General features: G+C 70.4%; 25 protein-coding genes. 12 read left to right on the forward strand and 13 right to left on the reverse strand.

Annotation, left to right across the window (positions count from 1 at the left end):
- Positions 1-28 precede the first annotated feature (28 nt).
- Entirely contained in the window at positions 29-643 is a 615-nt protein-coding gene (gene idi / locus C470_RS02955; protein WP_008365199.1) for an isopentenyl-diphosphate Delta-isomerase, read from the reverse strand.
- Positions 644-869: 226 nt separating this feature from the next.
- Here idi and C470_RS02960 point away from each other — a divergent pair, with 226 nt between their 5' ends.
- Entirely contained in the window at positions 870-2,330 is a 1,461-nt protein-coding gene (locus C470_RS02960) for an ATP-binding protein (protein ID WP_049908561.1), read from the forward strand.
- Positions 2,331-2,782: 452 nt separating this feature from the next.
- Here C470_RS02960 and C470_RS02965 read toward each other — a convergent pair whose 3' ends face one another.
- The gene (locus C470_RS02965) at positions 2,783-3,358 is read right to left on the reverse strand and encodes a class I SAM-dependent methyltransferase (protein WP_008365202.1); all 576 of its coding nucleotides are present in this window, start codon (positions 3,356-3,358) and stop codon (positions 2,783-2,785) included.
- A gap of 72 nt (positions 3,359-3,430) precedes the next feature.
- On the opposite strand from C470_RS02965, the gene C470_RS02970 reads away from it, so the two are divergent.
- Positions 3,431-4,060 (forward strand): GNAT family N-acetyltransferase, encoded by a 630-nt coding sequence (locus C470_RS02970; protein WP_004596172.1) that lies wholly within the window; start codon positions 3,431-3,433, stop codon positions 4,058-4,060.
- On the opposite strand, the gene C470_RS02975 is transcribed toward C470_RS02970, so the two are convergent.
- The 3 genes from C470_RS02975 to C470_RS02985 all read right to left on the reverse strand — a co-directional run bounded on the left by C470_RS02975 (position 4,057) and on the right by C470_RS02985 (position 6,342).
- Complete coding sequence (locus C470_RS02975) at positions 4,057-4,569, reverse strand: TspO/MBR family protein (RefSeq protein WP_008365205.1); 513 nt, start codon at positions 4,567-4,569, stop codon at positions 4,057-4,059. The genes C470_RS02970 and C470_RS02975 overlap by 4 nt on opposite strands.
- 36 nt (positions 4,570-4,605) lie before the next feature.
- A complete protein-coding gene (locus tag C470_RS02980) occupies positions 4,606-5,622 on the reverse strand; it encodes an AI-2E family transporter (protein ID WP_004596174.1) in 1,017 nt (338 codons plus the stop codon).
- A gap of 123 nt (positions 5,623-5,745) precedes the next feature.
- Positions 5,746-6,342 (reverse strand): DUF6149 family protein, encoded by a 597-nt coding sequence (locus C470_RS02985; RefSeq protein ID WP_004596175.1) that lies wholly within the window; start codon positions 6,340-6,342, stop codon positions 5,746-5,748.
- Between the two features lie 160 nt (positions 6,343-6,502).
- On the opposite strand from C470_RS02985, the gene C470_RS02990 reads away from it, so the two are divergent.
- From C470_RS02990 to C470_RS03015, 6 genes are all read left to right on the forward strand, one after another.
- Entirely contained in the window at positions 6,503-7,081 is a 579-nt protein-coding gene (locus tag C470_RS02990) for a DUF1684 domain-containing protein (RefSeq protein ID WP_004596177.1), read from the forward strand.
- Between the two features lie 142 nt (positions 7,082-7,223).
- Positions 7,224-8,462, forward strand: a complete 1,239-nt coding sequence (locus C470_RS02995; protein WP_004596180.1) for an NAD(P)/FAD-dependent oxidoreductase — start codon at positions 7,224-7,226, stop codon at positions 8,460-8,462.
- Positions 8,463-8,567: 105 nt separating this feature from the next.
- The gene (locus tag C470_RS03000) at positions 8,568-10,763 is read left to right on the forward strand and encodes a PAS domain S-box protein (protein WP_007344445.1); all 2,196 of its coding nucleotides are present in this window, start codon (positions 8,568-8,570) and stop codon (positions 10,761-10,763) included.
- A 92-nt stretch (positions 10,764-10,855) separates the two neighbouring features.
- Entirely contained in the window at positions 10,856-11,071 is a 216-nt protein-coding gene (locus C470_RS03005) for a hypothetical protein (protein ID WP_049897510.1), read from the forward strand.
- A gap of 113 nt (positions 11,072-11,184) precedes the next feature.
- The gene (locus C470_RS03010; RefSeq protein WP_008365207.1) at positions 11,185-11,601 is read left to right on the forward strand and encodes a DUF7124 domain-containing protein; all 417 of its coding nucleotides are present in this window, start codon (positions 11,185-11,187) and stop codon (positions 11,599-11,601) included.
- Between the two features lie 43 nt (positions 11,602-11,644).
- Complete coding sequence (locus C470_RS03015; protein WP_008365209.1) at positions 11,645-12,277, forward strand: MogA/MoaB family molybdenum cofactor biosynthesis protein; 633 nt, start codon at positions 11,645-11,647, stop codon at positions 12,275-12,277.
- Between the two features lie 12 nt (positions 12,278-12,289).
- Here C470_RS03015 and trpG read toward each other — a convergent pair whose 3' ends face one another.
- The 6 genes from trpG to C470_RS03045 form a co-directional block, all read right to left on the reverse strand.
- Positions 12,290-12,883, reverse strand: a complete 594-nt coding sequence (gene trpG / locus C470_RS03020; protein WP_004596186.1) for an anthranilate synthase component II — start codon at positions 12,881-12,883, stop codon at positions 12,290-12,292.
- On the reverse strand, positions 12,880-14,613 hold the full coding sequence (gene trpE, locus C470_RS03025; RefSeq protein WP_008365210.1) for an anthranilate synthase component I: 1,734 nt from the start codon (positions 14,611-14,613) through the stop codon (positions 12,880-12,882). The genes trpG and trpE overlap by 4 nt, the downstream gene beginning before the upstream one ends.
- Positions 14,610-15,254, reverse strand: a complete 645-nt coding sequence (locus C470_RS03030) for a phosphoribosylanthranilate isomerase (RefSeq protein ID WP_008365212.1) — start codon at positions 15,252-15,254, stop codon at positions 14,610-14,612. Before C470_RS03030 ends, trpE begins: the two co-directional genes overlap by 4 nt.
- Positions 15,254-16,306 carry an anthranilate phosphoribosyltransferase gene (gene trpD, locus C470_RS03035; protein ID WP_008365214.1) on the reverse strand — a complete coding sequence of 351 codons (1,053 nt, stop codon included), beginning with the start codon at positions 16,304-16,306 and terminating at the stop codon, positions 15,254-15,256. The genes C470_RS03030 and trpD overlap by 1 nt, the downstream gene beginning before the upstream one ends.
- A 149-nt stretch (positions 16,307-16,455) precedes the next feature.
- On the reverse strand, positions 16,456-17,157 hold the full coding sequence (locus tag C470_RS03040) for a universal stress protein (RefSeq protein WP_008365215.1): 702 nt from the start codon (positions 17,155-17,157) through the stop codon (positions 16,456-16,458).
- Between the two features lie 112 nt (positions 17,158-17,269).
- On the reverse strand, positions 17,270-18,553 hold the full coding sequence (locus C470_RS03045) for a tRNA pseudouridine(54/55) synthase Pus10 (protein ID WP_008365216.1): 1,284 nt from the start codon (positions 18,551-18,553) through the stop codon (positions 17,270-17,272).
- 145 nt (positions 18,554-18,698) lie between these two features.
- Here C470_RS03045 and nth point away from each other — a divergent pair, with 145 nt between their 5' ends.
- Together nth and C470_RS03055 are read left to right on the forward strand one after the other, a co-directional pair.
- On the forward strand, positions 18,699-19,382 hold the full coding sequence (gene nth / locus C470_RS03050; protein WP_008365217.1) for an endonuclease III: 684 nt from the start codon (positions 18,699-18,701) through the stop codon (positions 19,380-19,382).
- Between the two features lie 157 nt (positions 19,383-19,539).
- On the forward strand, positions 19,540-20,094 hold the full coding sequence (locus tag C470_RS03055; protein WP_004596207.1) for a DoxX family protein: 555 nt from the start codon (positions 19,540-19,542) through the stop codon (positions 20,092-20,094).
- 158 nt (positions 20,095-20,252) lie between these two features.
- Here the strand turns inward: C470_RS03055 and C470_RS03060 are convergent, their stop codons facing one another.
- Both C470_RS03060 and C470_RS03065 read right to left on the reverse strand, forming a co-directional pair.
- Positions 20,253-20,690 carry a universal stress protein gene (locus tag C470_RS03060; RefSeq protein ID WP_008365218.1) on the reverse strand — a complete coding sequence of 146 codons (438 nt, stop codon included), beginning with the start codon at positions 20,688-20,690 and terminating at the stop codon, positions 20,253-20,255.
- Positions 20,691-20,716: 26 nt separating this feature from the next.
- Positions 20,717-21,820 (reverse strand): sulfite exporter TauE/SafE family protein, encoded by a 1,104-nt coding sequence (locus C470_RS03065; protein ID WP_008365219.1) that lies wholly within the window; start codon positions 21,818-21,820, stop codon positions 20,717-20,719.
- Between the two features lie 420 nt (positions 21,821-22,240).
- Between C470_RS03065 and C470_RS03070 the strand changes: the two genes are divergently transcribed.
- Complete coding sequence (locus C470_RS03070; protein ID WP_007344454.1) at positions 22,241-23,320, forward strand: glutamate--cysteine ligase; 1,080 nt, start codon at positions 22,241-22,243, stop codon at positions 23,318-23,320.
- 95 nt (positions 23,321-23,415) lie between these two features.
- Positions 23,416-24,051 carry a winged helix-turn-helix domain-containing protein gene (locus C470_RS03075; RefSeq protein WP_008365220.1) on the forward strand — a complete coding sequence of 212 codons (636 nt, stop codon included), beginning with the start codon at positions 23,416-23,418 and terminating at the stop codon, positions 24,049-24,051.
- Positions 24,052-24,058: the final 7 nt, after the last annotated feature.

Consider the following 24,058-nt stretch of genomic DNA (forward strand, 5'->3'; position numbering starts at 1 on the left):
CTCGGCCGGGGCGCGCCGGTCCGGCCGCTCAGGAGAAGTCGCGCCGCATCGCGATCTCGAACCACGGGCAGAGGCGGAGCTGCCGGTACAGTTCGGGGTGCTCGTGGAGGTGGTCGTAGTCGGCCCACAGCATGCCGCCGATCTCCTCGTCGTCCGGGTCGAGCGAGGTGTCGTCGAGGGTGACCTTCAGCACCGCGCACACCTCCCACTCGACGCCCTCGTTGGGGTAGTAGCGCTTGTACTCGAACTTGTCAGTCACGCGGAGGTCGTCGTACTGGTCGGGCGAGATGCCGAGCTCCTCCTCGAGGCGCTGCTCGGTTGCCTCCTCCTGGGACTGCCCCTCGACGGGGTGGGAGGCGACCGTCCCGTCCCAGTGGCCGTCCCACAGGCGCTTGGTCGGCGCGCGCTGGGCCAGCAGGATCCGGCCGTCGGTGTCGAAGACGAGGCAGGTGAACGCGCGGTGGCGGATCCCGTCACCGGTGTGCGCGTCGAGCCGGTTCACCGTACCCTGCGCCACGTCGTCGGGGTCGACGGCGATGACGTCCTGAAGCGCGTTCTCGTGGTCCGTCTCGCTCTCGCCGCCGGTGCCGCTCGCGCCGGTGCCGGCGGGGTCGCCCGGCTCGGCCGCGTCTTCGGAACTCATGCGCGGTACGTCGCGGACCAGCGCTAATAAGGATTCGATACGGCGTGCGTTCGCCCGCCCCGACGACGCTTCGCTCCCGCCGATCGCCCCGACGGCGCTCCCGTTCGCGCGCCCCGACGGCGCTTCGCTCCCGCCGACCGCCGTTCCGCATCCGCCGACCGACGGTCCGCCCGCGACCGCCGGCGCTTCGACGCTCTTAACCGCGTCCCGGCGCTACTTCGCGCGGATGAGTGACCCGGCGCTCGACGTCGTCGAGTTCGTGTTGACGACGCACTTCTACACGCAGGACCGCGACCTCGACGAGAACGACCTGCCGCCGCGCTTCCGGCAGGTGTTCTGGTCGGCCGACGCCGCCGAGGACGCCCCCGGCGGCGTGGAGCGACCGCTGAAGGCGACCGACGAGACCACCCGCACCGCGACGGGCGTCGAGCGGCCGTGGGACGCGGTCTCCGACCTCCTCTTCACCCAACGCACGGAGTTCTCCGGCGAGATCTCCCTGACCCAGCCCGCGATGGGGCTGGAGTGGTACCGCGACCGCGCGGACGACGAGCGCGTCGCCGGGAACCCGACGCTCGTCGCCGCGATGGAGGCCGCCGAGGACCTCGAACCGCCGGTGACCCGCGAGGAGGCCCGAGACGACGTGCGGCCGGTCCAGGCCGACCGCGTCTGGATCGACGCGCTGCTCTCCGAGTACTTCGACGAGGACGAGGACGGGGAGATGCTCGACCTCGTCAACGTCCGCGCGCCCGAGGAGATCGAGACGACGCTGGCCGACCTCGTCCTGACCGGCGACCAGGAGGGCGAGATCCAGAAGATCGTCAAGGCGATCGAACACCGCGAGTACCTCGCGGAGATCGGCCTCCGCGAGATCGGCAAGCTGCTGTTCGTCGGCCCGCCGGGCACCGGGAAGACGACCGTCTCGCGCGCGCTCGCTCACGAGCTCGGGCTCCCGTTCGTCGAGGTGAAGCTCTCGATGATCACGAGCCAGTACCTCGGCGAGACGTCGAAGAACGTCGAGAAGAGCTTCGAGGTCGCCAAGCGGCTCTCGCCGTGCATCCTCTTCATCGACGAGTTCGACTCGGTGGCGAAGACCCGCCGATCGGACGAGCACGCCGCCCTGAAGCGCGCGGTCAACACGCTCCTCAAGTCGATCGACGAGGTGTCGCTGGTGCGCGACGAGGTCCTCCTGATCGGCGCGACGAACCACCCGGACCAGCTCGACGCCGCCGCGTGGCGCCGCTTCGACGAGATCGTCAACTTCCCCAAGCCGGACCGCGACATGCGGGCGGACATCCTCCGCGTGGTGACGAAGGAGATGAAGATCGCCGACTTCGACCCCGAAGAGGTGGCCGACCGGACGACCGGCCTCACCGGCTCCGACCTCCGGATGGTGCTCCGCGAGGCCGTCCTCGGCGCGCTCACAGAGGACCGGATGACGATCACGCAGGCGGACGTGATGGACGCGGTCGAGGACTTCGAGGAGCGCGACAACCTGAAGAACATGGACATGATCGACGGGGAGGGCGCCGAGGTCCTCGGCGAGACGGGCTCGAACGACGCCCACGACCACGGCGAAGAGGGAGGTCACGACCACGACGATCACGATCACGGCGGCGGCCACGACCACGACGAAGACTCCCCGGACCCGACCCGCGGCGCCGAGCCGCAGGGACGGACGCAGGACTGAGGCAAACGACCGGATTCATCGACATCGATCGACGCGAACACCGTCGAAGCCCCAGCCGCTCGGCGATACATCTCTATTTATAAGAGGCCGATCGACACGAACACCGCCGAAGCCCCAACCGCTCGGCAGTACACCTCTATTTATAAGAGGTCGATCGACACGAACACCGCCGAAGCCCCAGCCGCGAGGCGGGCGTACACTCGCTGCGGTCCTCGTCACTCGCTCCGCTCGTTCCTGCGGTCCTTGCGTCGTCTACGCCCGCCTCGCGGCTGCCCCTTCGGAACCCACCCCGCACCGCTCCGCCCAGCACCTCACCCCTCCCCAGCCTCGTCGGCGGCTCCCGATGGTCGCCGCCGACTCCCTCGCGCGTGCTGGCTTCGCGGCCTGTCGGCCGCTCGCAGGCACGCGCCACGGCACCGCCGATCGGCTGTCTCTTTCTCTGTACCGACCGATCATCGTCGAACGCCGACGACCGTGTAGCCGAATCCGCGGTCGACGATCCGCGGGTCGAGCCCGGCGTCGTCCATCGCGGCCGCGAGCTCGCTGGGGGGCCGGAACCGCGAGTCCATCCCGATCGCGTGCTCGCCGGCGACGAGCAGCCGGCCGAGCGGGTGGTCCGGATTAAAATCCCGAACGACGAGCGCGCCGCCGGGCGCGAGCACGCGCGCCGCCTCCGGGAGCGCGGCGTCCTGGTCCGGCAGGTGATGGAACGCGTCGACGACCGTGACCGCGTCGACGCTCGCGTCCCGGAACGGGAGCCGGCCCGCGTCGGCCGCGAGCCCCGCGAGCCCGCGGCCGCGACGCGCCCGCGAGAGCATCCCGACGGAGGCGTCGACGACCGTGATCTCCGGGCCGGTCAGCGCGGCCGCCGCGCGCCCCGAGCCGCCGCCGACGTCGAGGAGGCGCTCGATCGGCCGCGCGGCGTGGTCGAGGCCGGCGGCCAGCGCCTCGCCGTCCGCCGGCGGCATCGCGAGGTCGTACAGCGGCGCCACCCGGTCGAAGAAGCCCACGTCGCCGATCCCGTACATGGGCGAACCGAGCGCCGGGACTGATAAAGAGCCACCGACCATATTTAGCCGCTCGCCGCCGTAGGGACCCGCATGGAGTACGCGCTCGTGTGTCCGCCAGACGAGGGCGAGACCCTCCGGCTCGACTACCGAGCGTTCGCGTACGCCGGCAAGTTCGTCGTCGGCGCGCCGGGGAAGTCGGTGATCCGGACGCCGGACGGGCGCCCGGCCGCGCCGGACTGGGAGCCGGACGAGCCGCTGCCGGACACGGTCGACTCCGGGGCGTTCGACGAGGACGTGGTCGCGGCCGTCTCCTTCTCGCCCGACCGGACCGACCCCGCCACCTGTCGGCTGCGGTACGTCACGGTCCACGCCGCGCGGCGCGGCGAGGGGATCGGCCCGCGGCTGATCGGCGAGACCGTCGCCGACCTCGCCGTCGCGGGCTTCGAGCGCGTGAAGATCGCCGTGAACAACCCGTTCGCGTACGAGGCGTGCCACAAGTGCGGCTTCGCGTACACCGGCGAGCGCACGGGGATCGCCGAGCTGGAACTGGAGCGACCCGCGGCGGCGCCCGCGGACGTCGACCCCGAGCGGTACCGCGAGGGGCTCGCGGCGTTCCGCGAGACCGACGGGGAGCTGAGCCGGGCGGAGCGCCGGTTCGTCGCGGCGCGGCTGGAGCGCGGGCCGCCCGACCCCGACCGGTCCCCGCGCGACGGGCGCTAATTGAGCGTCCAGATCGCGTAGTTGAGCGCGGTCGCGAAGCAGACCCACGCGAGGTAGGGGACGAGCAGCGCCGCGGCGCGCCGGTCGACGCGGTCGAACGCCCGGATCGTCGCGACGACCAAGGGGAGGAGGACGACGAGGACGGCGAGCCCGAGGTCGGCGCGTTCGAGCCCCCAGAAAATCGGCGACCACGCGACGTTGACGGCGAGCTGGACGCCGAACAGCGCGAGCGCGGTCCAGACGCGACCCGCCGGCGCTCCCCCGTCGCGCCCGGCGAGGTAGACGAGCGGGGCCGCCGCACCGAGTAACGCGTACAGGATCGGCCAGACGACGCCGAACGCCCACCCCGGCGGGTAGAAGGAGGGCAGTTCCAGCGCCGCGAACCAGGCGCTCTGGGTGGTCGTGAAGGGGACGCCGAGCGCGCCGATCAGGTTGACCGCGATCGCCGCGCCGGCGATGAGGAGGGCGTCCCGTCGGTCGGGGAGTCGGGAGGTCGCGGTCGTCGCCATAGGGGGCCGTTCGCGGTGTGCGGGCTTAAATCCCGCTCAGATCGCGTCGTAGTCCTCGCGGAACGTCTCCAGCGTGGCCGCGAGCACGCCGATCACGATGGGGCCGACGAAGAGGCCGGTAAATCCGACCGAGTAGATTCCGCCGAAGACGCCCAGCAGGATGATCGCCGGGTTCAGATGCGCCTGCTGGTCGATGACGAGCGGCCGGGCGTAGTTGTCCACCATCGCGATCACCGCGACGCCGTAGACGGCGAGGAAGATCCCGGCGGTGACCTGGTCGACGATCACGAGGTACGCGGCCGCCGGGCCCCACACGAAGAAGGCGCCGATGAGGGGTAACAGCGCCAACACCGCCATCACGAACGTCCAGAACACCACGTTCGGGATCCCGGCGGCCCACAGCCCGATCCCGGCGACCAGCGCCTGGAGGAGCGCGACGGAGATGTGGCCGATGACGACGCCGCGGGTCATCACGTTCACGCGGTCGACGAGGTCCGCGGTCACGTCGGACGGCAGCGGGCTCGTCGCCCGGATCCACTTGACGAACGCCGGCCCGTCGATGAGCGTGTAGTACACTAAGAACAGCGCGAGCGACAGCCCGACCGACGCGCGGATGGCCGTGTTCAACACGCCGCTGAACCCGCCGAACAGCGTCTGGACGAGGAGCTCGCCGATCGTTTGGAGGAGGTCGCCGACCTCCGGGTCCTGTCCCGTGAGCGCCGCGATCTCGGCCTCGATGGCGGCGACGTCTATCCCCGTTTCGCCGGCCGCGATCGCGGTGAGATCGCGGACGAACACCCAGGTGATGTACGCGAGCGGGAGGATGACGGCGACGATCGACGAGAGGATGAGGATCAGCGCCGACAGCATCTGGCCGAACCGGTTCGAGACGCGCTTCCGGAGCCAGCTGGTGAGCCGGCGGTGGAACGGGTAGAGGATGAAGGCGAGAATCGCGGAGGCGATCACGTACTCGACGAACGGGAGGATGACGAAGAGGGTCAAGAGCGCGACCGACCCCATGAGGAGGAGCAGGAACGATTGCCCGCGGTTCATACGCCCCCGTGTCTCCGGCGGAGTATAAACGTGGTCGGCGAGCGGCCGCGACCGCCGACCCGCGGGGAACCGGCGGCAGGCGGGGGCAGAGAGGAGGGCAGATGACCGGTGTTTCGACCGCGCTCAGGCGCTCGCCTCGTCCTCGTCGAGGCCGGGCGCGGTCGCGGCGTCGACCTCGTCCGGCTCCTCCGTGTCGCCGCCGACGACCGTCTCCCCGTCGTCGGTCTCGACGTACACGTCGTCGGCGAAGCCGGCCAGCGCGTTCTCGTACTCGGGCTCGTCGAGCTTCCCGGGCGTCTCCGGCGCCTCGACGACGCCACCGGGCGGGCGGAACTCGCCCAGCGGGTCGTCGATGGTGATCCCGTACTCCGAGAAGAAGGACTCGTACCGGCGGTAGTGCGCCTCCAGCTCGTCGCCGGGGATCTCCATCATCTCCGTCCACCCGCGGTTGAAGAAGTCGAAGTTCGCCTGGACGTGGGTGATCTCGCGGGCCTCGGCCTCCGGGAACCCGGCCTCCAAGGCGGCGACGTAGGTGTCCATCGTCGCGTCGAAGAAGCTGTCGAGGTGGTCGCGGCGCTCCTCGCGGCGGTCCTCGTCGGCCTTGTTAAGGAAGATGCTCGTGTGGAGGTCGACGAGCTTGTCGTTGGCGACGTCGCCGACCACCGGCGTGGTCAACGCCTTCTTCGCGGCCCAGTGGCGGATGTTCTGCCGGATTTTCATACGCGTCGTTGGGCCGGGACGCTCTTGAATGTGTGGCGTCGCGACCGCGCGCCCGTCCGCGGCTTCCGCCACCAGCGGGCGGCGTGTGCTCGTGCTCGTGCGCGACGCCGACCGCGCCGCGGAACTGTTATTGCGCTCAACGAACAATATTGTGGTAGACATGGGATCGAAGGAGGTAGACGACGACTGGGCGGCGCAGGTGGAGGCGCAGCGTGAGGCCAAGATCCAGCAGTTCCGCGAGTCGGCGCGGTCGCCGCTGCCGGCCTCGATGCGGGGCGACGCCTTCCCCGGGCTGGCGTACTTCGATCCGGACCCGGCGTACCGGTTCGTCCTCCCGCTCCGCGAACACGACGAGAAGGAGACCGTGACCGTCGAGACGACCGCGGACGGCGAGCAGACGTACCGCCGGTGGGGGGAGTTCCGGTTCGAGGTCGACGGCGAGTCGGCGACGCTCCAAGCGTATCGACCGGCCGACGGCGCGGACCGCTTCTGGGTGCCGTTCCGCGACGCGACCAGCGGCGAGGCGACGTACGGCGCGGGCCGATACCTCGACTTGGAGCCCGACCGCGACCGCGTCGACGACGAGTGGATCGTGGATTTCAACCTGGCGTACAACCCGACCTGCGCGTACAACCACGCGTACGAGTGCCCGCTCGTCCCGACGGAGAACTGGCTCGACGTCGCCGTCGAGGCGGGGGAGAAGGACTTCCCCGCGGAGCCGGCGGGTGCGGATCACTGACCGGGGACGGATCGCTGATCGGGGGGAGAGATCCACCGCGCGGGGCGGATCGGGACAGGCGTTCCGTCGCGGGTGAGTGAGGTTCTCACGCCCCGAGACGCGGATGACAACCCACATTAACCATGAATCCGAACGGCCGGCTATGAGCGATTCGTACGTGATCATCGGTGACGGTATCGCGGGCGCGTCCGCGGCCGAGACGCTGCGCGAGCAAGCGCCCGACGCCGAGATCACGGTTCTCACGGACGAGGGTGAGTCCCTCTACAACCGGATTCTGATCAAGGAGTACGCGAAGGGGAAGCTCCCCGAGGCCCCGATTTCGATCCACCAAGAGGACTGGTACGACGACCACGACGTGGACCTCCGGCTCAACACGGTCGTCGTCGACATCGACGTCGAGGCGGACGCGGTCCACACCCACGAGGGCGAGACGTTCGAGTACGACTCCCTCCTGCTCGCGATCGGCGGCACGCCCCAGCAGCTCCCGGTCGAGAACGCGGACGCCGACGGGATCCACCACTTCTGGACGTTCCAGGACGCCCGCCGGATCAAAGAGAGCGTCGAGGGCGCGGAGAAGGGCGTCATCGTCGGCGCCGGGCTGCTCGGCATCGACTTCGCGGCCATCTGCGGCGCGCAGGACGTCGAGGCGAAGTACCTGATGCGCGGCGACAACTGGTGGCGCTACGCGCTCTCGGAGGAGGGCGCGGAGATCATGCACGAGGCGATGCGCGAGCGCGGCGTCGAGCCCGTCTTCGGCTCCGGCGTGGACCACTTCGAGGTCGACGACGACGGCCACGTCGAGGCCGCGGTCGACCCGAACGGCGAGCGCTACGAGTGCGACTTCGCTGGCGTCGCCATCGGGCTGAACTTCAACACCGAGCTCGTCGAGGACACGCCGCTGGAGCTCGACGACGGCATCGTCGTCGACGAGTTCATGCGCACCAACGTCGACAACGTGTTCGCCGCGGGCGACATCACCACGTTCAACGACCTCATCCTCGGCGAGCGCGCGAAGAACGGCTCGTGGGGGTCGGCCAAGGAGCAGGGAACGATCGCGGCCCGCAACATGGTCGAGTACGGCAGCGAGGCGTTCGAGTGGGTCTCCTCGTACTCGATCACGCACTTCGACTTCCCGTTCCTCTCCTTCGGGCACCCGACGCTCGGCGACGAGTCGGTGGAGGCGACCACCGCCGAGGGCGAGTGGCGCCGCGTCGCGCTGAAGGACGGCAAGGTGGTCGGCGGCGTGCTCATCGGTGACCTCTCGCCGCAGTCCGCGTTCAAGCAGCTGATGCGCGAGGGGCGCGACGTGAGCGACCAGACGGACCGCCTCATGGAACCCGGCTTCTCCGTCGACGACCTGGCGGCCCCGACCGAGCAGTAGCCCGCCGATCCCGCCCCATTATCGGCTGGCGCCGGTCGCGGCGACGGATTCGCTGCGAGCGACGTGCCACGGTGCTTTTCACCGTTGGCGCCCATTCTCATTTATATGTCATCCGGATCGCAAGGGCCTCCGGCCGGCTTCTTCGCCTCCTTCGTCGAGGCGTGTTCCGATCCGGTCGTCTCCGTCGACCGGAGGGGGACGGTCGTCTACGCGAATCCCGCCACCGAGGCGGTTCTCGGCTACGATCCCGCTGCCCTCCGCGGCCGCGACCTCGCCTCCCTCGTCGCCTCGGAGGCGGCGGACGGACGCGCCCGGTCGGTCCGCGAGCGGTTCACACGCGTCGAGGGGCTCGACGGCCGCGGGAGCTTCTCTGCCCCCATCAGACACGCGGACGGTCACACCGTGACCTTCTCCGTCCGGTTCCACGAACACGCGGCGGGAGAGGAGCGCGGAGGCGGCGGAGGCGACGGCGACCCCGACGCGGAGACCGGCGACACCGACGCCGTGTATACCGGTGTCTTTCGAGACGGGGTCGAGGAAGTCGGCGGAGAGACGTTGGAGACGTTCCGCAACCTCGTCGAACACGCCGGCCACGCGATATACGTCACCGACGTCGACGGGACGATCGAGTACGTCAACCCGGCGTTCACCGACCACACCGGCTACGAGCCGGAGGAGGTCCTCGGCGAGACCCCGGCGATGCTCAACTCCGGCGAGATGCCGGACGAGTACTTCGACTCGCTGTGGTCGACCCTGCTGGACGGCGAGGTGTGGGAGGAGGAGATAATCGACCGGCGGCGAGACGGCGAGCCGTACCACGCCCATCAGACGATCGCACCCGTGATCGGCGACGACGGCGAGGTGACTCGGTTCGTCGCGATCCAGACGGACGTGACGGAACGGAAGGCGGCGATAAGCCAGCTGAAACAGTACCGGGACATCGTCGAGCGGCTCGACGACCCCGTCCTCCTCCAGAACCGCGACGGGGAGTTCGAGCTGTTGAACGAGGCCGTAAGCGAGTTCGCCGGCGTCGACCGGGAGGCGCTGTACGGCACCGACGAGTTCGCGTTCATGGACGCGGAGACGGCGACCGAGGTCGACGAGCGCCGGCGAGGCGTGCTCGACGCCGAGGAGATGGCCGAGTACGAGGTCTCACCGACGTTTCCGGAGGGCGATCGGGAGGCGACGTTCAGCACGCAGCGGTACCCCTACTACGACGCCGACGGCGACCTGGCCGGCACCTTCGCCATCTGTCGGAACGTCTCCGACCGGAAGGAGCGCGAACGGGAGTTGGAGCGGTACGAGCGCGCGATCAACGGGGCGACGGACCTCATCGCCGCGGTCGACCGCGACGGGCGGCTCCTGTTCGCGAACCCGCAGTACCGCGAGTACCACGGGCTCGGCGACCGCGACGTGACGGACCTGACGCTCGCCGACGTCGTCCCGGGGGACGGCTACGAGGACGTCGAGCGACAGGTGGAGCGCGCGCTCCGCGGGAAGCGGGTGGAGTACCGGACGACGCGGACGCACCCGACCCGGGGCAGGCGGACGTTCGACGTCCGGTACTACCCGCTCGATAGCCCCGACGACGGGGAGCCCGCCGGGGTCGTCGGCGTGCTTCGAGACGTGACCGACAGCGAGAACCGCGCGCGACAGCTTCGGGTCGTCGACCGGGTCCTCCAGCACAACCTCCGGAACGCGCTGACGGTCGTCCGGGGACGGGCGGAGCAGATCGCCGCGGGCGCCGCCGACCCCGCGGACGCGGCCGGGTACATCGTATCGCGGGCCGACGGCCTCCTGGAGACGAGCGAGAAGGCCCACCACATCACCGAGATACTGAGCGACGCGCCGGAGACCGAGCCCGTCGACGCCGGACGCGTCGCCGGACAGGTGGTCGCCGCGCGGGCCGAGGAGTTCCCCGGGGCGACGATCGAGGCGTCGACGCCTGACGACGGGGTCGCGACGGCGTCCGCGACCACCTGGCTCTCCCGGGCGATAGACGAGCTGGTCCGGAACGCCGTCGAACACCACGACCGTGACCGGCCGACGGTGGCGGTCTCGGTCGAAGCCCGCCCCGACGCGATCGAGATCCGCGTCGAGGACGACGGGCCGGGGCTGACCGGCATGAACCGAGACGTCCTCGTCGACGGGACGGCGGTCGACGCGCTGTACCACGGCAGCGGTCTCGGGCTGTGGCTCGTCTACTGGGTCGTCCAGCAGTCGGGCGGCGCCGCGGCGGTCGCGGACGCGGCGCCCCGCGGCACCGTGGTGACCCTCACCTTCCCCCGCGCCGACGACTGAAACGCCGCCGTCGCGTTCGCGGGGCGAGCGAGCCGAACCGGAGCGACGCCCGCCGCGAAACACTTATTATTAATCATGTTATACGGTAACACATGTCACTTAGAGACACCGGGCGACGAGTACGGCTCCGCCGCACCGGCCGCATCCCGTCGGACGCGCGCGTGCGCCACTACGACGAACTGGACGACGACGAGCAGGGGATCGTCCGGGAGCTGGCGGACGTGCCGTGGACGGCGCCGGAGACCGGCGACCTCGACGACGGCGACGTGGTGAAGTTCACCGACTACTACCTGGTTCGGTCGCGGTGAGGGCGGTCGCGTCAGGAGGGTAATCACACGGCGGTGGGCGGGCGCGCTGCGGTGAGCGGGCGCGGCTACCCGGAAGCGAAGTTGTTTTCGCCGGTGGGGAGCAAGCGGATCGCATGGACAGCGGCGGATCTACAGACATGACGCTGGCGTTCGAGTTGGAGGCGCTGAAAGCGCTCGCGGACCCCAACGCGGTGTTCAACAACGCCCGGCAGTGGACCGAGTACGTCGGGGTCGTCAGCGAGAAGCCCACCTACGTCGTCACGAACTTCACGCGGAAACACCGCGTGCGACAGGACTTCTTCTCCGGCCCGCGCGGCGTCGAGGAGAGCCTCGAGAACATCAGCGGGCAGTTCGACACGGACCGCCACGTGTTCGTGGGGGTCGACGACGAAGACGAGGCCGTCGCCGAGGCGACCGGCTGGGAGTTCCTCGACGTCAAGGATGCCGCCGAGGCCGCGGGGTGGACCCTCGCGACCGGCGAGCCGGACGAGGAGGCGCCCGAGGAGCAGGCCCGCGACGACTGGCCGTAGGGAGACCGGGAGGTGTTTTGACGGTGGCGCCGAAGGCGAGAGCATGACCGACAACGACGCGGCAGACGATCACGACCATCAGCACGACCACGACGGTCACCATCACCACGACGTCGACTCGGTCGCGGCCGCGGTGGTCACGGTGTCATCCTCGCGTGGCACGGACGAGGACCCGGCCGGTGACTACATCGCGGCCGCGTTCGAGGAAGCGGGTCACGAGGTCGTCGTCCGAGAGCTGATCGACGACGACTACGACAGCGTTCAGGGGACCGTCGACCGGCTCGCCCGGCGGAAGGACACCGACGCCGTGGTGACGACCGGCGGCACGGGCGTCACGCCGGACGACGTCACGCCGGAGGCGGTTCGCGGCGTCCTCGCGAAGCCGCTTCCCGGGTTCGGCGAGCTGTTCCGCCGGCTCTCCTACGAGGAGGTGGGCACGCGGACCATCGGATCGCGCGCGACGGCCGGAGTCGTCTCCGCCACGCCGGTGTTCTGTCTCCCAGGCTCCGAGAACGCGGTCCGGCTCGGCGTCGACGAGATAATTCTTCCCGAGGTCGGGCACCTCGCCGGGCTCGCCGGCAGAGGGCTCGACGAGGCGGAGGAGGACGAAAACCAAGCGACCAACGACGAGGCGAAAGACGAGGCGGCCGACGACGAGTCGACGAGCGACGAGTGACGCGCCGGCGCCTCAGACCCCGGTGAGGAAGTTTCGGATCAGGTCGTGGCCCGAGCCGGTCAACACGCTCTCCGGGTGGAACTGGACCGCCTCGATCGGGTGCTCCCGGTGGCGGATCCCCATCACGATCGACTCGCCCTCGTGGTCCGTGGTGGCCGTCACGGCGAACGCCTCGGGCACCTCGGTCGCCGCGAGCGAGTGGTAGCGCCCGGCGCGGAATCCCTGGTCGAGCCCGCGGAACACGCCCTCCCCGTCGTGGTCGACGGGGAACGCCTTGCCGTGGACGGGTTCGGGGGCGTGCCCGACGGTCCCGCCGTACTCGTGGACGGCGGCCTCCAGCCCGAGGCACACGCCGAGCGTCGGCACCGTCGGCGAGAGGTCGCGTAACACGGGCATCGTCACGCCCACGTCGCGCTCGTTCTTCGGGTGGCCCGGGCCCGGACTGACGATCACCGCGTCCGGCTCCGCGGCCTCGATCTCCGCGAGCGAGGCGGTGTTTTTGAACACGTCGACGGCGACCGGCTCCCCGTCGATCGTCTGGTCGGAGACGTACTCGACGAGGTTGTAGGTGAACGAGTCGAAGTTGTCGACGACGACGACCCTCATCGCTCGGCCTCCGTGCCGGTGGCGAGCGGCTCGTCACCGCGCTCGGCATCGCCGCCCCCGCCCTCACCGTCCGCGTCCTCGCCCTCCGCGTCCTCCCGAATGCGGTCGATCGCGGTCAACACGCCGTCCATCTTCTGTTCGGTCTCCTCGTACTCCGCGGCCGGGTCGGAGTCGGCGACGAGGCCCGCGCCCGCCCGGACGCCGACGACCGACTCCTCGCCCGACTCGTCGAGCGTCGCGGTCCGGATCACGATCGCGAAGTCGGCGTCGCCGGTCCACGAGTAGTAGCCGACGCCGCCGCCGTACGCCTCGCGCGGGGTCGTCTCCAGGTCGTCGATGATCTCCATCGCGCGCACCTTCGGCGCGCCGGTGAGCGTCCCCGCGGGGAACGTCGCGCGCGTCGCGTCGAACGCGTCAGCGTCGGCCGCGAGCGTCCCCGTCACCGTCGACTCGATGTGCTGGACGTGGCTGTACTTCAGCACGTTCATGAACTCCTCGACGCGGACGGAGCCGGGCTCCGAGACGCGCCGCACGTCGTTTCGCGCGAGGTCGACGAGCATCGTGTGCTCGGCGCGCTCCTTGCCGTCCGCGAGCATCTCGCCCGCGAGCCGGCGGTCCTCGACCGGGCTGGTCCCGCGCGGGCAGGTGCCCGCGATCGGATTCGAGACGACCCGGTCGCCCTGTACCGACACGAGCGTCTCCGGGCTGGCCCCGACGACGCTCCGGTCGTCGTGGCGCAGCACGTACATGTACGGCGAGGGGTTCACGTCGCGGAGCGCCGCGTACAGCCCGAGCGAGTCGACCTCGCCGCGGAGCTCGCGGCTGCGCGAGATCACGCCTTGGTAGATGTCGCCGTCGAGGACGTGCCGCTTCGCGGTCCTGACGGCCTCCTCGTACTCCTCTCGCGGGTCCGCGGACTCCTCGCGCACGCGGACCCCGTCCGGATCCGGCGGCGACGCGGCCGCCAGTTCGGCCGCGACGCGCTCGGCCTCCGCGACGAGGTCGTCGTAGACCGCGCCCGGGTCGTCGTCGACCCCGATCACCGGCGTGAACACGAGTTCGGCGCCGCCCTCCCGCTCGTCGAAGACGACGGTCCGGGTCGTGAGCGCGAACTCGGCGTCCGGGAACTCGGTCTCCGGGCGCTCGACGCCGACCTCCTCCAGCCAGAGGTCGTAGACGGCCTCGTACGCGAGGAAGCCGACGAACCCGCCCGAGAGGATCTGCCGGTCGGTGTCGGGGAAGCCCCGCAGGCTCACGTCGGGGAACGCCGCGCGGACGCGGTCGACCGCGTCGCCGGCGTCGGGTCCGATTCCGGGCGCGGCCGACTCGGCGCCCTCGGCGTCGAGCCCGTCCCCGACGAACTCGGCGGCGGGCCCGAGTTCGGTCACCTCGGTGCGGTCCGGGTGGACCGAGACGATCGCCTCGGGGTCGTAGCCGACGAACGAGTAACGGGCGTGCCGGTCCGCCTTCCCGCCGGACGTGAACGCGCCGTCGGGGTCGCTGGAGGCGACCTTCTCGCCGGACTCCAGCAGGAAGCCGTACGGCCCCTCGCCGACGAGGGTCGCGTACGCGCCGAGCGGGGTGACGTCGGCGTCGATAGAGGCCGACGCGCGGACCACGACCGGCCGCTCCGCGTCGGCCGCGAGCTCGACGAACTCGGCCTTCGAGCGGTCGAGCGAGGGGCCGCCCGCCGACGTCTCGGCGTCGTCGCCAGCGCCGTCGTCGCTCATGCCAGCTCCATCTCCCGGCCCGCGTTGGCGACGAAGCGGGCCACCGCGTTGTGGTCCTTCCGCCCGCCCTCGATCTCGACGCCCGAGGCGACGTCGACGGCGAAGGGGTCGGCGACCCGGACCGCCTCGGCGACGTTGTCGGCCGTGAGCCCGCCCGCCAGCACGACCGGGGTGGTGAGTCGCTCGGCGAGCTCGGCGGTCGCGCGCCAGTCGTGCGTCTCGCCGGTGCCGCCCGCCCCGGAATCGTCGGTCGAGTCGACGACCAGTGCGTCGACCGCGCCGTCGACCTCCTCGGCGCGTGCCGGGTCGTCCGCGTCGACCGTGAGCAGCACCTTCCGCTCGGTCTCCGCGCGGACGTACCGGAGCTCGTCGACGGTCCACTCGCCGTGGAGCTGGATCGCGTCGGGCGCGACCGTCCGGGCGAGAGCGACCGCGCGCTCGGCCGAGTCGGGCATCGTCACGAGCGTCGCGGTGACGAAGGGGGGCACGTCCGCGAGCAGCTCCGCCGCCTCGGCGGGGTCGACCTCGCGCGGCGAGTCGACGGGGACCTCGGTGATGACGCCGACCGCGTCGGCGCCCGCGTCGACCGCGGCGCGGAGGTCGGCCTCCCCGGTGATCCCGCAGATCTTCACCCGCGCCATCAGTCGTCGTCCTCCGCGGTCGCGGCCTCGGGGGCGTCGCCGAGCGACTCCCCGTCGCCGCAGAGCGCCGCGAACTTCTCGGCGGCCGCGCCGGAGTCGATCGCCTCGGCGGCGCGCTCGACGCCCGCAGCGAGGGTGTCGGCCTCGCCCGCGACGTAGATCGCCGCGCCCGCGTTCGCGAGGATGAGGTCTCGCTTCGCCCCCGTCACGGAGCCGTCGACGATCCCCCGCAGGTCGGCGGCGTTCTCCTCGGGCGTCCCGCCCGAGACGGCTTCGATCGGCGCGCGGTCGAGCCCGAGGTCATCGGGCTCAATCGTGAACTCCGTCACCTCCTCCCCGTCGACCTCGGCGGCGACGGTCTCCGAATGGATCCCGATCTCGTCCATGCCGGCGCCGTGGACGACGAGGGCGCGCTCGACGGGCATGTACGCGAGCGACCGCGCGATGACGGGCACGAGGTCGGGGTCGTAGACGCCGAGCACCTGCGCGTCGGCGCCCGCCGGGTTGGTGAGCGGGCCGAGGACGTTGAAGATGGTCCGCATCCCCAGCTCCTTGCGCGGGCCGATGACGGCCTTCATCGCCGGGTGGAAGACGGGCGCGAGCATGAAGCCGATCCCGTCTTCCTCGATCGCGTCCTCGACGGCCGGGGGCTCGGCCTCCACGTCGGCGCCCGCGACCTCCAGCACGTCCGCGCTGCCCGACGAGGAGGAGACCGAGTAGTTGCCGTGCTTGGCGATCGGGACCCCGGCGCCCGCGGCGACGATGGCCGCGGTCGTCGACACGTTGATCGTGTCGTAGTCGTCGCCGCCGGTGCCGCAGGTGTCGACGAGCGGCTCGCGCTCGGGCTCGATCGTGCGCGCCGCGTCGCGCATCCCCTGGGCGAACCCGGCGATCTCGGCCTCGGTCTCGCCCTTCGTCCGGAGCGCGGCGAGCAGCGCCCCGATCTGGGCCTCCGTCGCCTCCTCGAAGACGAGCCGCGCGGCCTCGCGCGCCTCCTCGACGCTCAGATCCGTCCCGTCCGTCACGCGCTCGACCGTGTCGTTGAGATTCATTGTGTCCACCGATGTAGTATTCCGCGTTGTGATGTACAAGTGTGTACACTAATTTAACGCTGTCGCCGGGGCGGTAGACGGTGACGCGCAGTGGCCGCGGACGAGAACGGTGAAGAGAGTCCGGACTGCGAAGAGAGCGGTGACCGAGCCTATTCCGCGTCGAGCGCGGTCGACCCGTCGGCCTCGACGACGACGACCGGCACCTCGGCGTCGCCGACGACCGTGTCGGTCGTGGAGCCGAAGACGAAGCGACCGACGGTCCCGGTCGTCGGCGCGCCGACGACGACCAGGTCGTAGTACGCCGACTGCTCGACGACCGCGCCCGCCGCGGTCCGGTCCTCGACGAGCCAGCGGTCCGCGCGGTCGAACCTGCCGAGCCGCTCCTCGGCCGCGTCGAGGAGCCGCTCCCCGGCCGCGGCGTAGTCGGTCGCGTCCGGGTCGCCCGCGTCGACGGCGGTCCCCGAGGCGTCCGCGTCGGGGCCGGCGTCGGCGAGCGCCGCGTCCGAGGGGACGACGTGGAACAGTTCGAGCCACGCGTCGGTCGCCGCCGCGATCTCCCGCGCGACGTCGACGGTCGCCCCCGAGTGGGGGCCGGGACCGACGGCGACGAGGACCGAGGAGACGCGGTCGGGGCGCTCCGCGCGGTCGGCGCCGTTCAGCGACACGTCGGCGGCGGCCGGAACCTCGGCCGCGTCGTCGACCGCGGGGCGGATCACGGTGTCACCGACCGCGGGCGAGCCGGCGTGACCGGCGCCCCCGGTCCCGACCGAACCGCCCGACTCCCCGCGGGCGCCGCCGTTTCGCGTCCCGCCCTCTCGGACGTTTCCGCCGTCGGCGTCGCTCCCGTTCATACGCAAACGTCTGACGCTCGTCAGATAAATCCCGTTGGTTCCCGGCTCGGTACCGGTTCCGGACGGCGCTTCGTGGGGAGGAGCGGGCCGCCGGACACGGGCCCGGAGCCCGCTACTCGCGGAAGAACTCGTCGCGCTCGAACGCCTCGTCCTCGCCCTCGACCGCGAGCACGTCGAGCGCGGTCACCTCGGCGCCGACCCCGAGCAGGCCGGCGAGGCTCGGCTCGGTGCGGCCCTCGTCGCTCGATATCAGCTCCTTGATGTAGAGGCCGCCCTCGCCGCGGATCTCGACGGTCGCGTGACGGGAGTCGTCGAGCTCGGCGGTCGCCTCGTACACGTCGCGCTCGCGGGTGATGCTCGCCCGGCGGTGGTCGACCCGGTTGGGCGTGTACTGCTCGACGGTCGCGCCCGTCAGCTCCTCGACCGCCTCGGCGAGGGCGTCGGCGTCGACGTCCGCGTCGAAGGTCACCCGCGCGCGGTAGCGCTTCGCGGCGTCGTGTTCCTTCACGCGCTCGACCATGTCGTACGTCGCGAGCCGGAGCCCCTCGACCTCGACGGCGCCGTCGGCGAACGCGTTGATGTCCGACTGGAGTCGGTCGGTGTCGACCCGTCGCCGGCGCGGCTCCTCGACCTCGATCACGAACGGGCGACCGGTGCCGAGCATGAGGGCGTCGACGTCCTCGCGGCCCGCGCCGTGGAACGTCGCCTCCGTCCCGTCCATCACGTCCTCGACGACCGGCGCGGTGTACTCCTCGACGCTGTCGTCGTAGAGGTAGCCCGAGCCGCCGCAGTGGTCGCAGGGGTCCGCGCCCTGCCGCCCCGACCCCTTACACTCGCGACAGGGCCACTCCGTCTGCGGGATGTCCCGCTCCAGTTTCCGATACCGCCCGTAGACGAACGTCGAGTTCACCTTCGCGTCGACCTCGTCTTCGGCCAAGTCGATCGTGAACTGGACGTCCGGGCGGTCGAAGGAGACCTCGGTGTCGGTGAGCCGCCCGAACCGCTTGCCGACCTCGCGGTTGAACTCCGACTTGAACGGCTCGCCCGCGTCCTCGTCGAGGCCGATGTCCGCGCGCAGCAAGGCCTCGTTCTCCTCGATCAGCGGCGGCGGGCGCGTCCCGACGTTGTACGTGGCGAACTCGATCCCCTCGACCGCGTCGGCCGCCCGCTCGGCCCACGCGTCGAACTCGGCGCAGCGCCCCTCGCACACCCAGCAGTCCGCGATCTCGACCGGCTCGTGGTCCTCGTCGTCGCGCAGCGCGAGCGACACCCGGAGCGCCGAGCCGCGGTCGGCGTTCGACAGCCCGAAGCTCCGGTCGGCGACGAGCCGGCCGAGACAGGCGTCGCACACCGGCCCGGTCTCGGTCGCGCGCGCCGCGACGTCGAGTACGTCCATACGCCCTCAAACGCGGCGCGTGGTAACTGTCTTACTACTCGGTCGAGACCGCGTCGAGGGCGCGTCGCGCCGGCCGGGGAACCGCGCGCCGGGCGGGACGCCCGCAGTCGGATCGTTCAATGTCGCCCGCCCGGAGGAGATCCGTATGGGAACGCCACTCGATCCGCGGGAGGAACAGGTCGCCGAGGTCCTCGACCGACTGTACGAGGAGTACCCCGACTCGACCATCTCGCTCAACTACTCGAACCGCCTGGAGCTGCTCATCGCCGTGATCCTCTCTGCGCAGTGTACGGACGAGCGCGTGAACAAGGTGTGCGCCGACCTGTTCGAGACGTACCACGGTCCCGAAGACTACGCGAACGCGTCCCAAGAGGAGCTGGCGGAGGCGATCAACTCGATCACCTACTACAACAACAAGGCGAAGTACATCCGCTCGGCGTGCGCGGACATCGCGGAGACGCACGACGGCGAGGTCCCCGACACGATGTCGGAGCTGACCGATCTGGCCGGCGTGGGACGGAAGACGGCGAACGTCGTCCTCCAGCACGGCCACGACGTGGTCGAGGGGATCGTCGTCGACACCCACGTCCAGCGGCTCACGCGACGGCTCGGGATTACGGAGGAGGAGCACCCGGAGGCGATAGAGCAGGACCTGCTGGAGGTCGTCCCCGAGAGCGACTGGCAACAGTTCACGCACCTCATGATCGACCACGGCCGCGCGACGTGCACCGCGATCAACCCCGACTGCGCCGACTGCGCGCTCGCCGACGTCTGTCCCTCGGAGAAGGGCGACAGCGAGGTGGACCTCGCGAGCGGCGAGGCGTGGTAGGCGACGCGTGGGAGGCGGGGCGAACCGATAGCGTTCGGGCTGTAGTATTTAAAGACCCGGCAGATGCGGGGTGTCGGTCGGATCCGTCCCGCCGAGGGGGAACTCGCTTCTCGGTTTATACGGGTATCCGGCGTATCCGTAAGTGAGGAGAGACACTATGTCCACCAAAACCACAAACGAGTTCGGCGGAGAGATCGGCGGCGTCACGCTGTTGGGGAAGGCGCACTCGCTGTCGGCGCTGTTCATCGTCCTGCTCCGGGCGACCATCGGCGGGATGATCCTGTTCGCGGGCCTCGGGAAGGTCTCCGAGTGGCCGTTCGACGCGGCCGGGTACCTCGCGAACATCGACCCCGCGAGCCCGGTCAGCGGACTGTACGCCGCGATGGCGTCGAACGCCGCGCTGATGGAGTTCGTCAACGTGTTCGTGCCCGTGACGCAGCTGCTCATCGGCGCCGCGCTCATCACCGGCGCGTTCGTCCGCCTGGCCGCGTTCGGCGGCGCCGCGCAGATGATGCTGTTCTACCTCGGCGGGTGGAGCGGTGAGTTCCTGTCGCTGTTCGGCTCGACGCTGGTGTACGCGATCGTGTTCCTCACGGTCGCCGCGTTCGGCGCGGGCCGCGTCCTCGGGCTCGACGCCTACATCGAGAACATCGAGGTCGGCGGGCAGGCGCTCGTCGAGAAGTTCCCGGCGCTCCGGTACGTCCTCGGCTGAACGGGGGCACGGCGATGCGGGGAATATCGGAGCAGCGGCGCGCGACGGCGCGCCGCCGACTCGTTTTCGACGTACCGGCGTTCGGTGCGATAGAGTCCGCTTTTCGCGTTCGAGGTATCAGCGTTCCGTCGACGGTTGCGACCGCGACGGAGAGGCCCTCACTCCGCAGGGATGCGAACCGTCAGCACCGGGACCGGAGACTGCCGGACGACCCGTTCCGCGATGGAACCGATCAGGTAGCGGTCGATCCCCGTCCTGCCGTGAGTTCCCATCACGATGACGTCGACGCCGGCGGCGTCCGCGTAGTCGAGGATTTCGGCGTGAGGCACGCCCGACTCGACGTGACGCTCGATGGCGACGTCGTCCGGGAGCGCACCGACGGCGTCGTCGACGGCTCGCTCGGCGCGTTCGCGCTCGGCGTCTTCCCAGGTCTGGTTTCCGAAGCCCATGCTCGGGCCCTCGAATCGGTTCCGCGTGTCGACGACCGACAGCGCGTGAACCGTCGCGTCGTACCGCTGGGCGAGCGAGCCGATGTGCGCGGCGACCGTTGCCGTTCCGTCGCTTCCGTCGGTCGGTAAGAGCAGATTGTCGTACATGTGTGGGTGTTTCGTGGCTGGCCGTATCAGATCCCGGCCCCGCCGGCCATCAGGAACAGCGCGGCCGAGATGGCGGCGAAGAGACCGGCGACGCCCTTCTGGATGGTTCCGGTGTCGAGCGCGTTCGAGACGTACGGAGCGATCTGCCCGCCGGTGACCGTCGCGGGGACCGTGAACACGACCATGTTCCAGGGCGTCGAGGCGAGGCTCAGCGAGTGGACCCCGCCGACGCCGAACGCGCCGAGGATCGCCCCGCCGAAGACGTGGACGAGCGAGGCGAGGATCGCCGTCGTCGCGACGATGATGTGGTTAGTCCCGATGGCGACTCGGGTGGGGACGCCGGTCCGGAGCTGGGAGATGATCCCGAGCTCGCCGCTTCCGAAGCCGGCCAGCCCCTGAAAGGTCCCGCCCACGCTGTAGTTAGCGAACCGTTCGAGGTACCCGGACCAGGAGTACTCGTACGTGTCGCCCTCGCGGTCGACCCGGGTCACTTCGCCCTCCTCCGTCGCGTCGACGCCCGCGGGGCCGAGCTTCCCGTCGTCGTCGGGGAGCTCCGCCGGCGCGCCGCCGTCGGCCGCGACGGCGTCGTCGCTCTCGTCCGGCTCACCGTGACCGATGTCGGCGTTGAGCATCAGGTAGCCGGCGACGAGCAGCGCCGCGCCGAGGGCCGCGTGGAACAATGGCTCCGGAATGAAGAAGGACAGCAGCGCCCCGGCGATGACGAACGGGACGCTCCCGGCGACGATCGTCAGCGCCAGCCGCCGGTCGACCAGCCCGTACTGGATGAACGCGATCGACGAGGCCGAGAGGCCGAACGACTCGCTGATCAGCCCCACCTTCACGAGCGTCTCCGGCGTGAGCGTCTCCCCCGCCAGCAGCGGGAAGATGAAGATCAGAAACGGTACGAAAAGCGCCGAGCCGCTGATTCCGACCGTGTTGACGGTCGTCGCCCCGAGCAGGAAGAAGGGGAACAGCCACCAGTACTCCAGCCAGTAGTCCACCCCGCCGCTGCCGCCGGTCGGTGCGGCGAACAGCACGAGCGCCACGAACACCGCAGGCGCCGCGAAGACGAATATGTGCTGATACTTCAGGAACGACTTCTGGAGCCGTTGCGATCGGGTTGCGCTCATCGGTAGTAGTGTTTCAAAGCGGTGTTGTGCGGGCGAAGGCGGTCAGGGGTGAGCGGTGGGAGTCCGCCGGTGAGCGATGAGAGGGCCGACATCCGGACGGACCCTCCCGCTCGGAGCGCGGTCTCGAAAATCCGTCGCGGTACCGGTTCGATCGTGAGGTCACGTGTCGACCCGCGTTTCGTGAATCCGCGTGTAAAGAATCTCCGTTTCAGGGCGTTTGTAATCAAAAAGCCGGATAATTCGGAGAGTATCTGGTGTTTCCCCAAGATGCCCGGTTCTGCCCCGATGCGCGCAGTGAATCCCGTACGGCCGTCCGAGCGATCCTCGAACCGACCGGGACTCGAACGGGCGGAAGGCGACACCGGCGCTGCGTTTCGGGTTCCAATCCATATAAGACCGCGCGGGCGGAACGGAGGCGTAATGGAACTCGGTTCGCGGGACGCGTTCTCCCGGATGGGGACGCTCGGCATCGAGGAGGAGTTCTACATCGTCGATGCCGACGGCTACCCCACGTCCGGGACCGACGACCTCGTGTACGGCCGCGACCCGCCAGCGTCGGTGCCGGAGGGGTTCGACCACGAGCTGTTCGAGTGTACGATAGAGGCCCAGACCGAGACGATCGACGACCCGGCGAACGCGGCGGACGCGCTCGCGACGGTCCGCGAGGCGCTCGTCGACCACGCCGCCGCGGACGGGTATCGGATCGCGGCCGCGGGCCTCCACCCGGCGGCGAAGTGGCGCGAGCTCGACCACGTCCAGAAGCCGCGGTACCAAGCGCAGTTGGACCGGATCCAGTATCCACAACACCGGAACACGACCGCGGGGCTCCACGTCCACGTCGGCGTCGACGACGCGGACAAGGCCGTCTGGGTCGCGAACCGCCTCCGGTGGCACTGTCCGGTGCTGCTCGCGCTGTCCGCGAACTCGCCGTTCTGGAACGGGTTCGACACCGGGCTCGCGTCGGCCCGCGCGAAGGTGTTCGAGAACCTCCCGAACACCGGTGTCCCCTCGGCGTTCGACGACTTCGACGCCTTCCAGCGGTACGAGCGCCGGATGGTCGAGACGGACTCAATCGCGGATCGCGGCGAGCTGTGGTTCGACGTGCGCCCCCACACCGGCCACGGCACCGTGGAGGTGCGCGCGCCCGACGCCCAGCGCGACCCCGAAGTGACCTTGGCGCTCGCCGAGTACGTCCGCGCGCTGGTCGTCGACTACGCCGAGCGGTACGAGGACGGCGAGTCGCCCGCGTCGCTGCGCCGCGAGCTGCTCGACGAGAACAAGTGGCGCGCGATCCGGCACGGCCACGACGCCGCGTTCGTCGACCGCGACGGCGAGGGGACGACCGCGCTCGGCAAAATCGTCGAGGCGGAGTGCGACCGACTCGGCGTCGACGGCATCCGCGAGGTGTACGAGGCCGAGAGCGGCGCCGCGCGGCAGCGCCGGATCCGCGAGGAGTCGGGCGCCGACGCGCTGCGTACGGACCTCCTCGTGAGCCCCTAACCCCGGAATCGAACGCCTCGGGGGCGCTTCCGGAAGTTCCGTCGGAACAAAAGCGACGAGAAACGCTTTTGCCCGCGTAGCCCCCAGTTTCCGGCATGACCACGGACGATTCACCGAGCGATCCGGGAGACGACCCGGAGGAGTCGCCGACGGACCGGACCCGCGAGGAGCTCCGGAAGACGAAAGAGCGGCTCGGCGAGGGCGCGGACAGAGCCGTCAAGGGGTTCGACGATAACGTCGTCGACCTGCTCGCGTGGCTGCTCGACACCGAGACCCGCGCGCGCATCTACGTCTACCTCCGCGACAACCCCCACAGCACGAGCGACGAGGTCGCGGACGGCACGGGGCTGTACCCCAGCACCGTCCGCGAGGCGCTCGCGGAGCTCCACGACGAGGGCACCGTCGAGCGCGGCAAGCGGAAGGCGGAGGGCGCCGGCAACAACCCCTACGAGTACGAGGCCATCGCGCCGAGCGAGCTGGTCCGCACCGTCGTCGGCGACGTCCAAGCGGAGCTGAACGCCGTCTTCAACCTCGACCGCCGGCTCGGCGGGGAGTCTCCCGACGGCGACACCGAGCCGGTCCAGATCTCCGTCGACAGCGAGGACGGTGACGGCGACGACGAGGCACCTGACGGTGATGAAGACGGAATCGGCGAGGACGCCGACGGCGACGACGCGGACGACGACGACGCGGACGACGACGACGCGGACGACGACGAGCGGGCGAACTGAGCCGACC

The organism is Halorubrum distributum JCM 13561, from assembly GCF_000337395.1.
In the GTDB taxonomy this organism is placed as follows: Archaea; Halobacteriota; Halobacteria; order Halobacteriales; family Haloferacaceae; genus Halorubrum; species Halorubrum distributum.

What these genes read in the sequence shown, in the direction of transcription:
- idi (WP_008365199.1), bottom strand. Translation starts at nt 643, where the DNA reads ATGAGTTCCGAAGACGCGGCCGAGCCGGGCGACCCCGCCGGCACCGGC.
- C470_RS02960 (WP_049908561.1), top strand. Translation starts at nt 870, where the DNA reads ATGAGTGACCCGGCGCTCGACGTCGTCGAGTTCGTGTTGACGACGCAC.
- C470_RS02965 (WP_008365202.1), bottom strand. Translation starts at nt 3,358, where the DNA reads ATGTACGGGATCGGCGACGTGGGCTTCTTCGACCGGGTGGCGCCGCTG.
- C470_RS02970 (WP_004596172.1), top strand. Translation starts at nt 3,431, where the DNA reads ATGGAGTACGCGCTCGTGTGTCCGCCAGACGAGGGCGAGACCCTCCGG.
- C470_RS02975 (WP_008365205.1), bottom strand. Translation starts at nt 4,569, where the DNA reads ATGGCGACGACCGCGACCTCCCGACTCCCCGACCGACGGGACGCCCTC.
- C470_RS02980 (WP_004596174.1), bottom strand. Translation starts at nt 5,622, where the DNA reads ATGAACCGCGGGCAATCGTTCCTGCTCCTCCTCATGGGGTCGGTCGCG.
- C470_RS02985 (WP_004596175.1), bottom strand. Translation starts at nt 6,342, where the DNA reads ATGAAAATCCGGCAGAACATCCGCCACTGGGCCGCGAAGAAGGCGTTG.
- C470_RS02990 (WP_004596177.1), top strand. Translation starts at nt 6,503, where the DNA reads ATGGGATCGAAGGAGGTAGACGACGACTGGGCGGCGCAGGTGGAGGCG.
- C470_RS02995 (WP_004596180.1), top strand. Translation starts at nt 7,224, where the DNA reads ATGAGCGATTCGTACGTGATCATCGGTGACGGTATCGCGGGCGCGTCC.
- C470_RS03000 (WP_007344445.1), top strand. Translation starts at nt 8,568, where the DNA reads ATGTCATCCGGATCGCAAGGGCCTCCGGCCGGCTTCTTCGCCTCCTTC.
- C470_RS03005 (WP_049897510.1), top strand. Translation starts at nt 10,856, where the DNA reads ATGTCACTTAGAGACACCGGGCGACGAGTACGGCTCCGCCGCACCGGC.
- C470_RS03010 (WP_008365207.1), top strand. Translation starts at nt 11,185, where the DNA reads ATGGACAGCGGCGGATCTACAGACATGACGCTGGCGTTCGAGTTGGAG.
- C470_RS03015 (WP_008365209.1), top strand. Translation starts at nt 11,645, where the DNA reads ATGACCGACAACGACGCGGCAGACGATCACGACCATCAGCACGACCAC.
- trpG (WP_004596186.1), bottom strand. Translation starts at nt 12,883, where the DNA reads ATGAGGGTCGTCGTCGTCGACAACTTCGACTCGTTCACCTACAACCTC.
- trpE (WP_008365210.1), bottom strand. Translation starts at nt 14,613, where the DNA reads ATGAGCGACGACGGCGCTGGCGACGACGCCGAGACGTCGGCGGGCGGC.
- C470_RS03030 (WP_008365212.1), bottom strand. Translation starts at nt 15,254, where the DNA reads ATGGCGCGGGTGAAGATCTGCGGGATCACCGGGGAGGCCGACCTCCGC.
- trpD (WP_008365214.1), bottom strand. Translation starts at nt 16,306, where the DNA reads ATGAATCTCAACGACACGGTCGAGCGCGTGACGGACGGGACGGATCTG.
- C470_RS03040 (WP_008365215.1), bottom strand. Translation starts at nt 17,157, where the DNA reads ATGAACGGGAGCGACGCCGACGGCGGAAACGTCCGAGAGGGCGGGACG.
- C470_RS03045 (WP_008365216.1), bottom strand. Translation starts at nt 18,553, where the DNA reads ATGGACGTACTCGACGTCGCGGCGCGCGCGACCGAGACCGGGCCGGTG.
- nth (WP_008365217.1), top strand. Translation starts at nt 18,699, where the DNA reads ATGGGAACGCCACTCGATCCGCGGGAGGAACAGGTCGCCGAGGTCCTC.
- C470_RS03055 (WP_004596207.1), top strand. Translation starts at nt 19,540, where the DNA reads ATGTCCACCAAAACCACAAACGAGTTCGGCGGAGAGATCGGCGGCGTC.
- C470_RS03060 (WP_008365218.1), bottom strand. Translation starts at nt 20,690, where the DNA reads ATGTACGACAATCTGCTCTTACCGACCGACGGAAGCGACGGAACGGCA.
- C470_RS03065 (WP_008365219.1), bottom strand. Translation starts at nt 21,820, where the DNA reads ATGAGCGCAACCCGATCGCAACGGCTCCAGAAGTCGTTCCTGAAGTAT.
- C470_RS03070 (WP_007344454.1), top strand. Translation starts at nt 22,241, where the DNA reads ATGGAACTCGGTTCGCGGGACGCGTTCTCCCGGATGGGGACGCTCGGC.
- C470_RS03075 (WP_008365220.1), top strand. Translation starts at nt 23,416, where the DNA reads ATGACCACGGACGATTCACCGAGCGATCCGGGAGACGACCCGGAGGAG.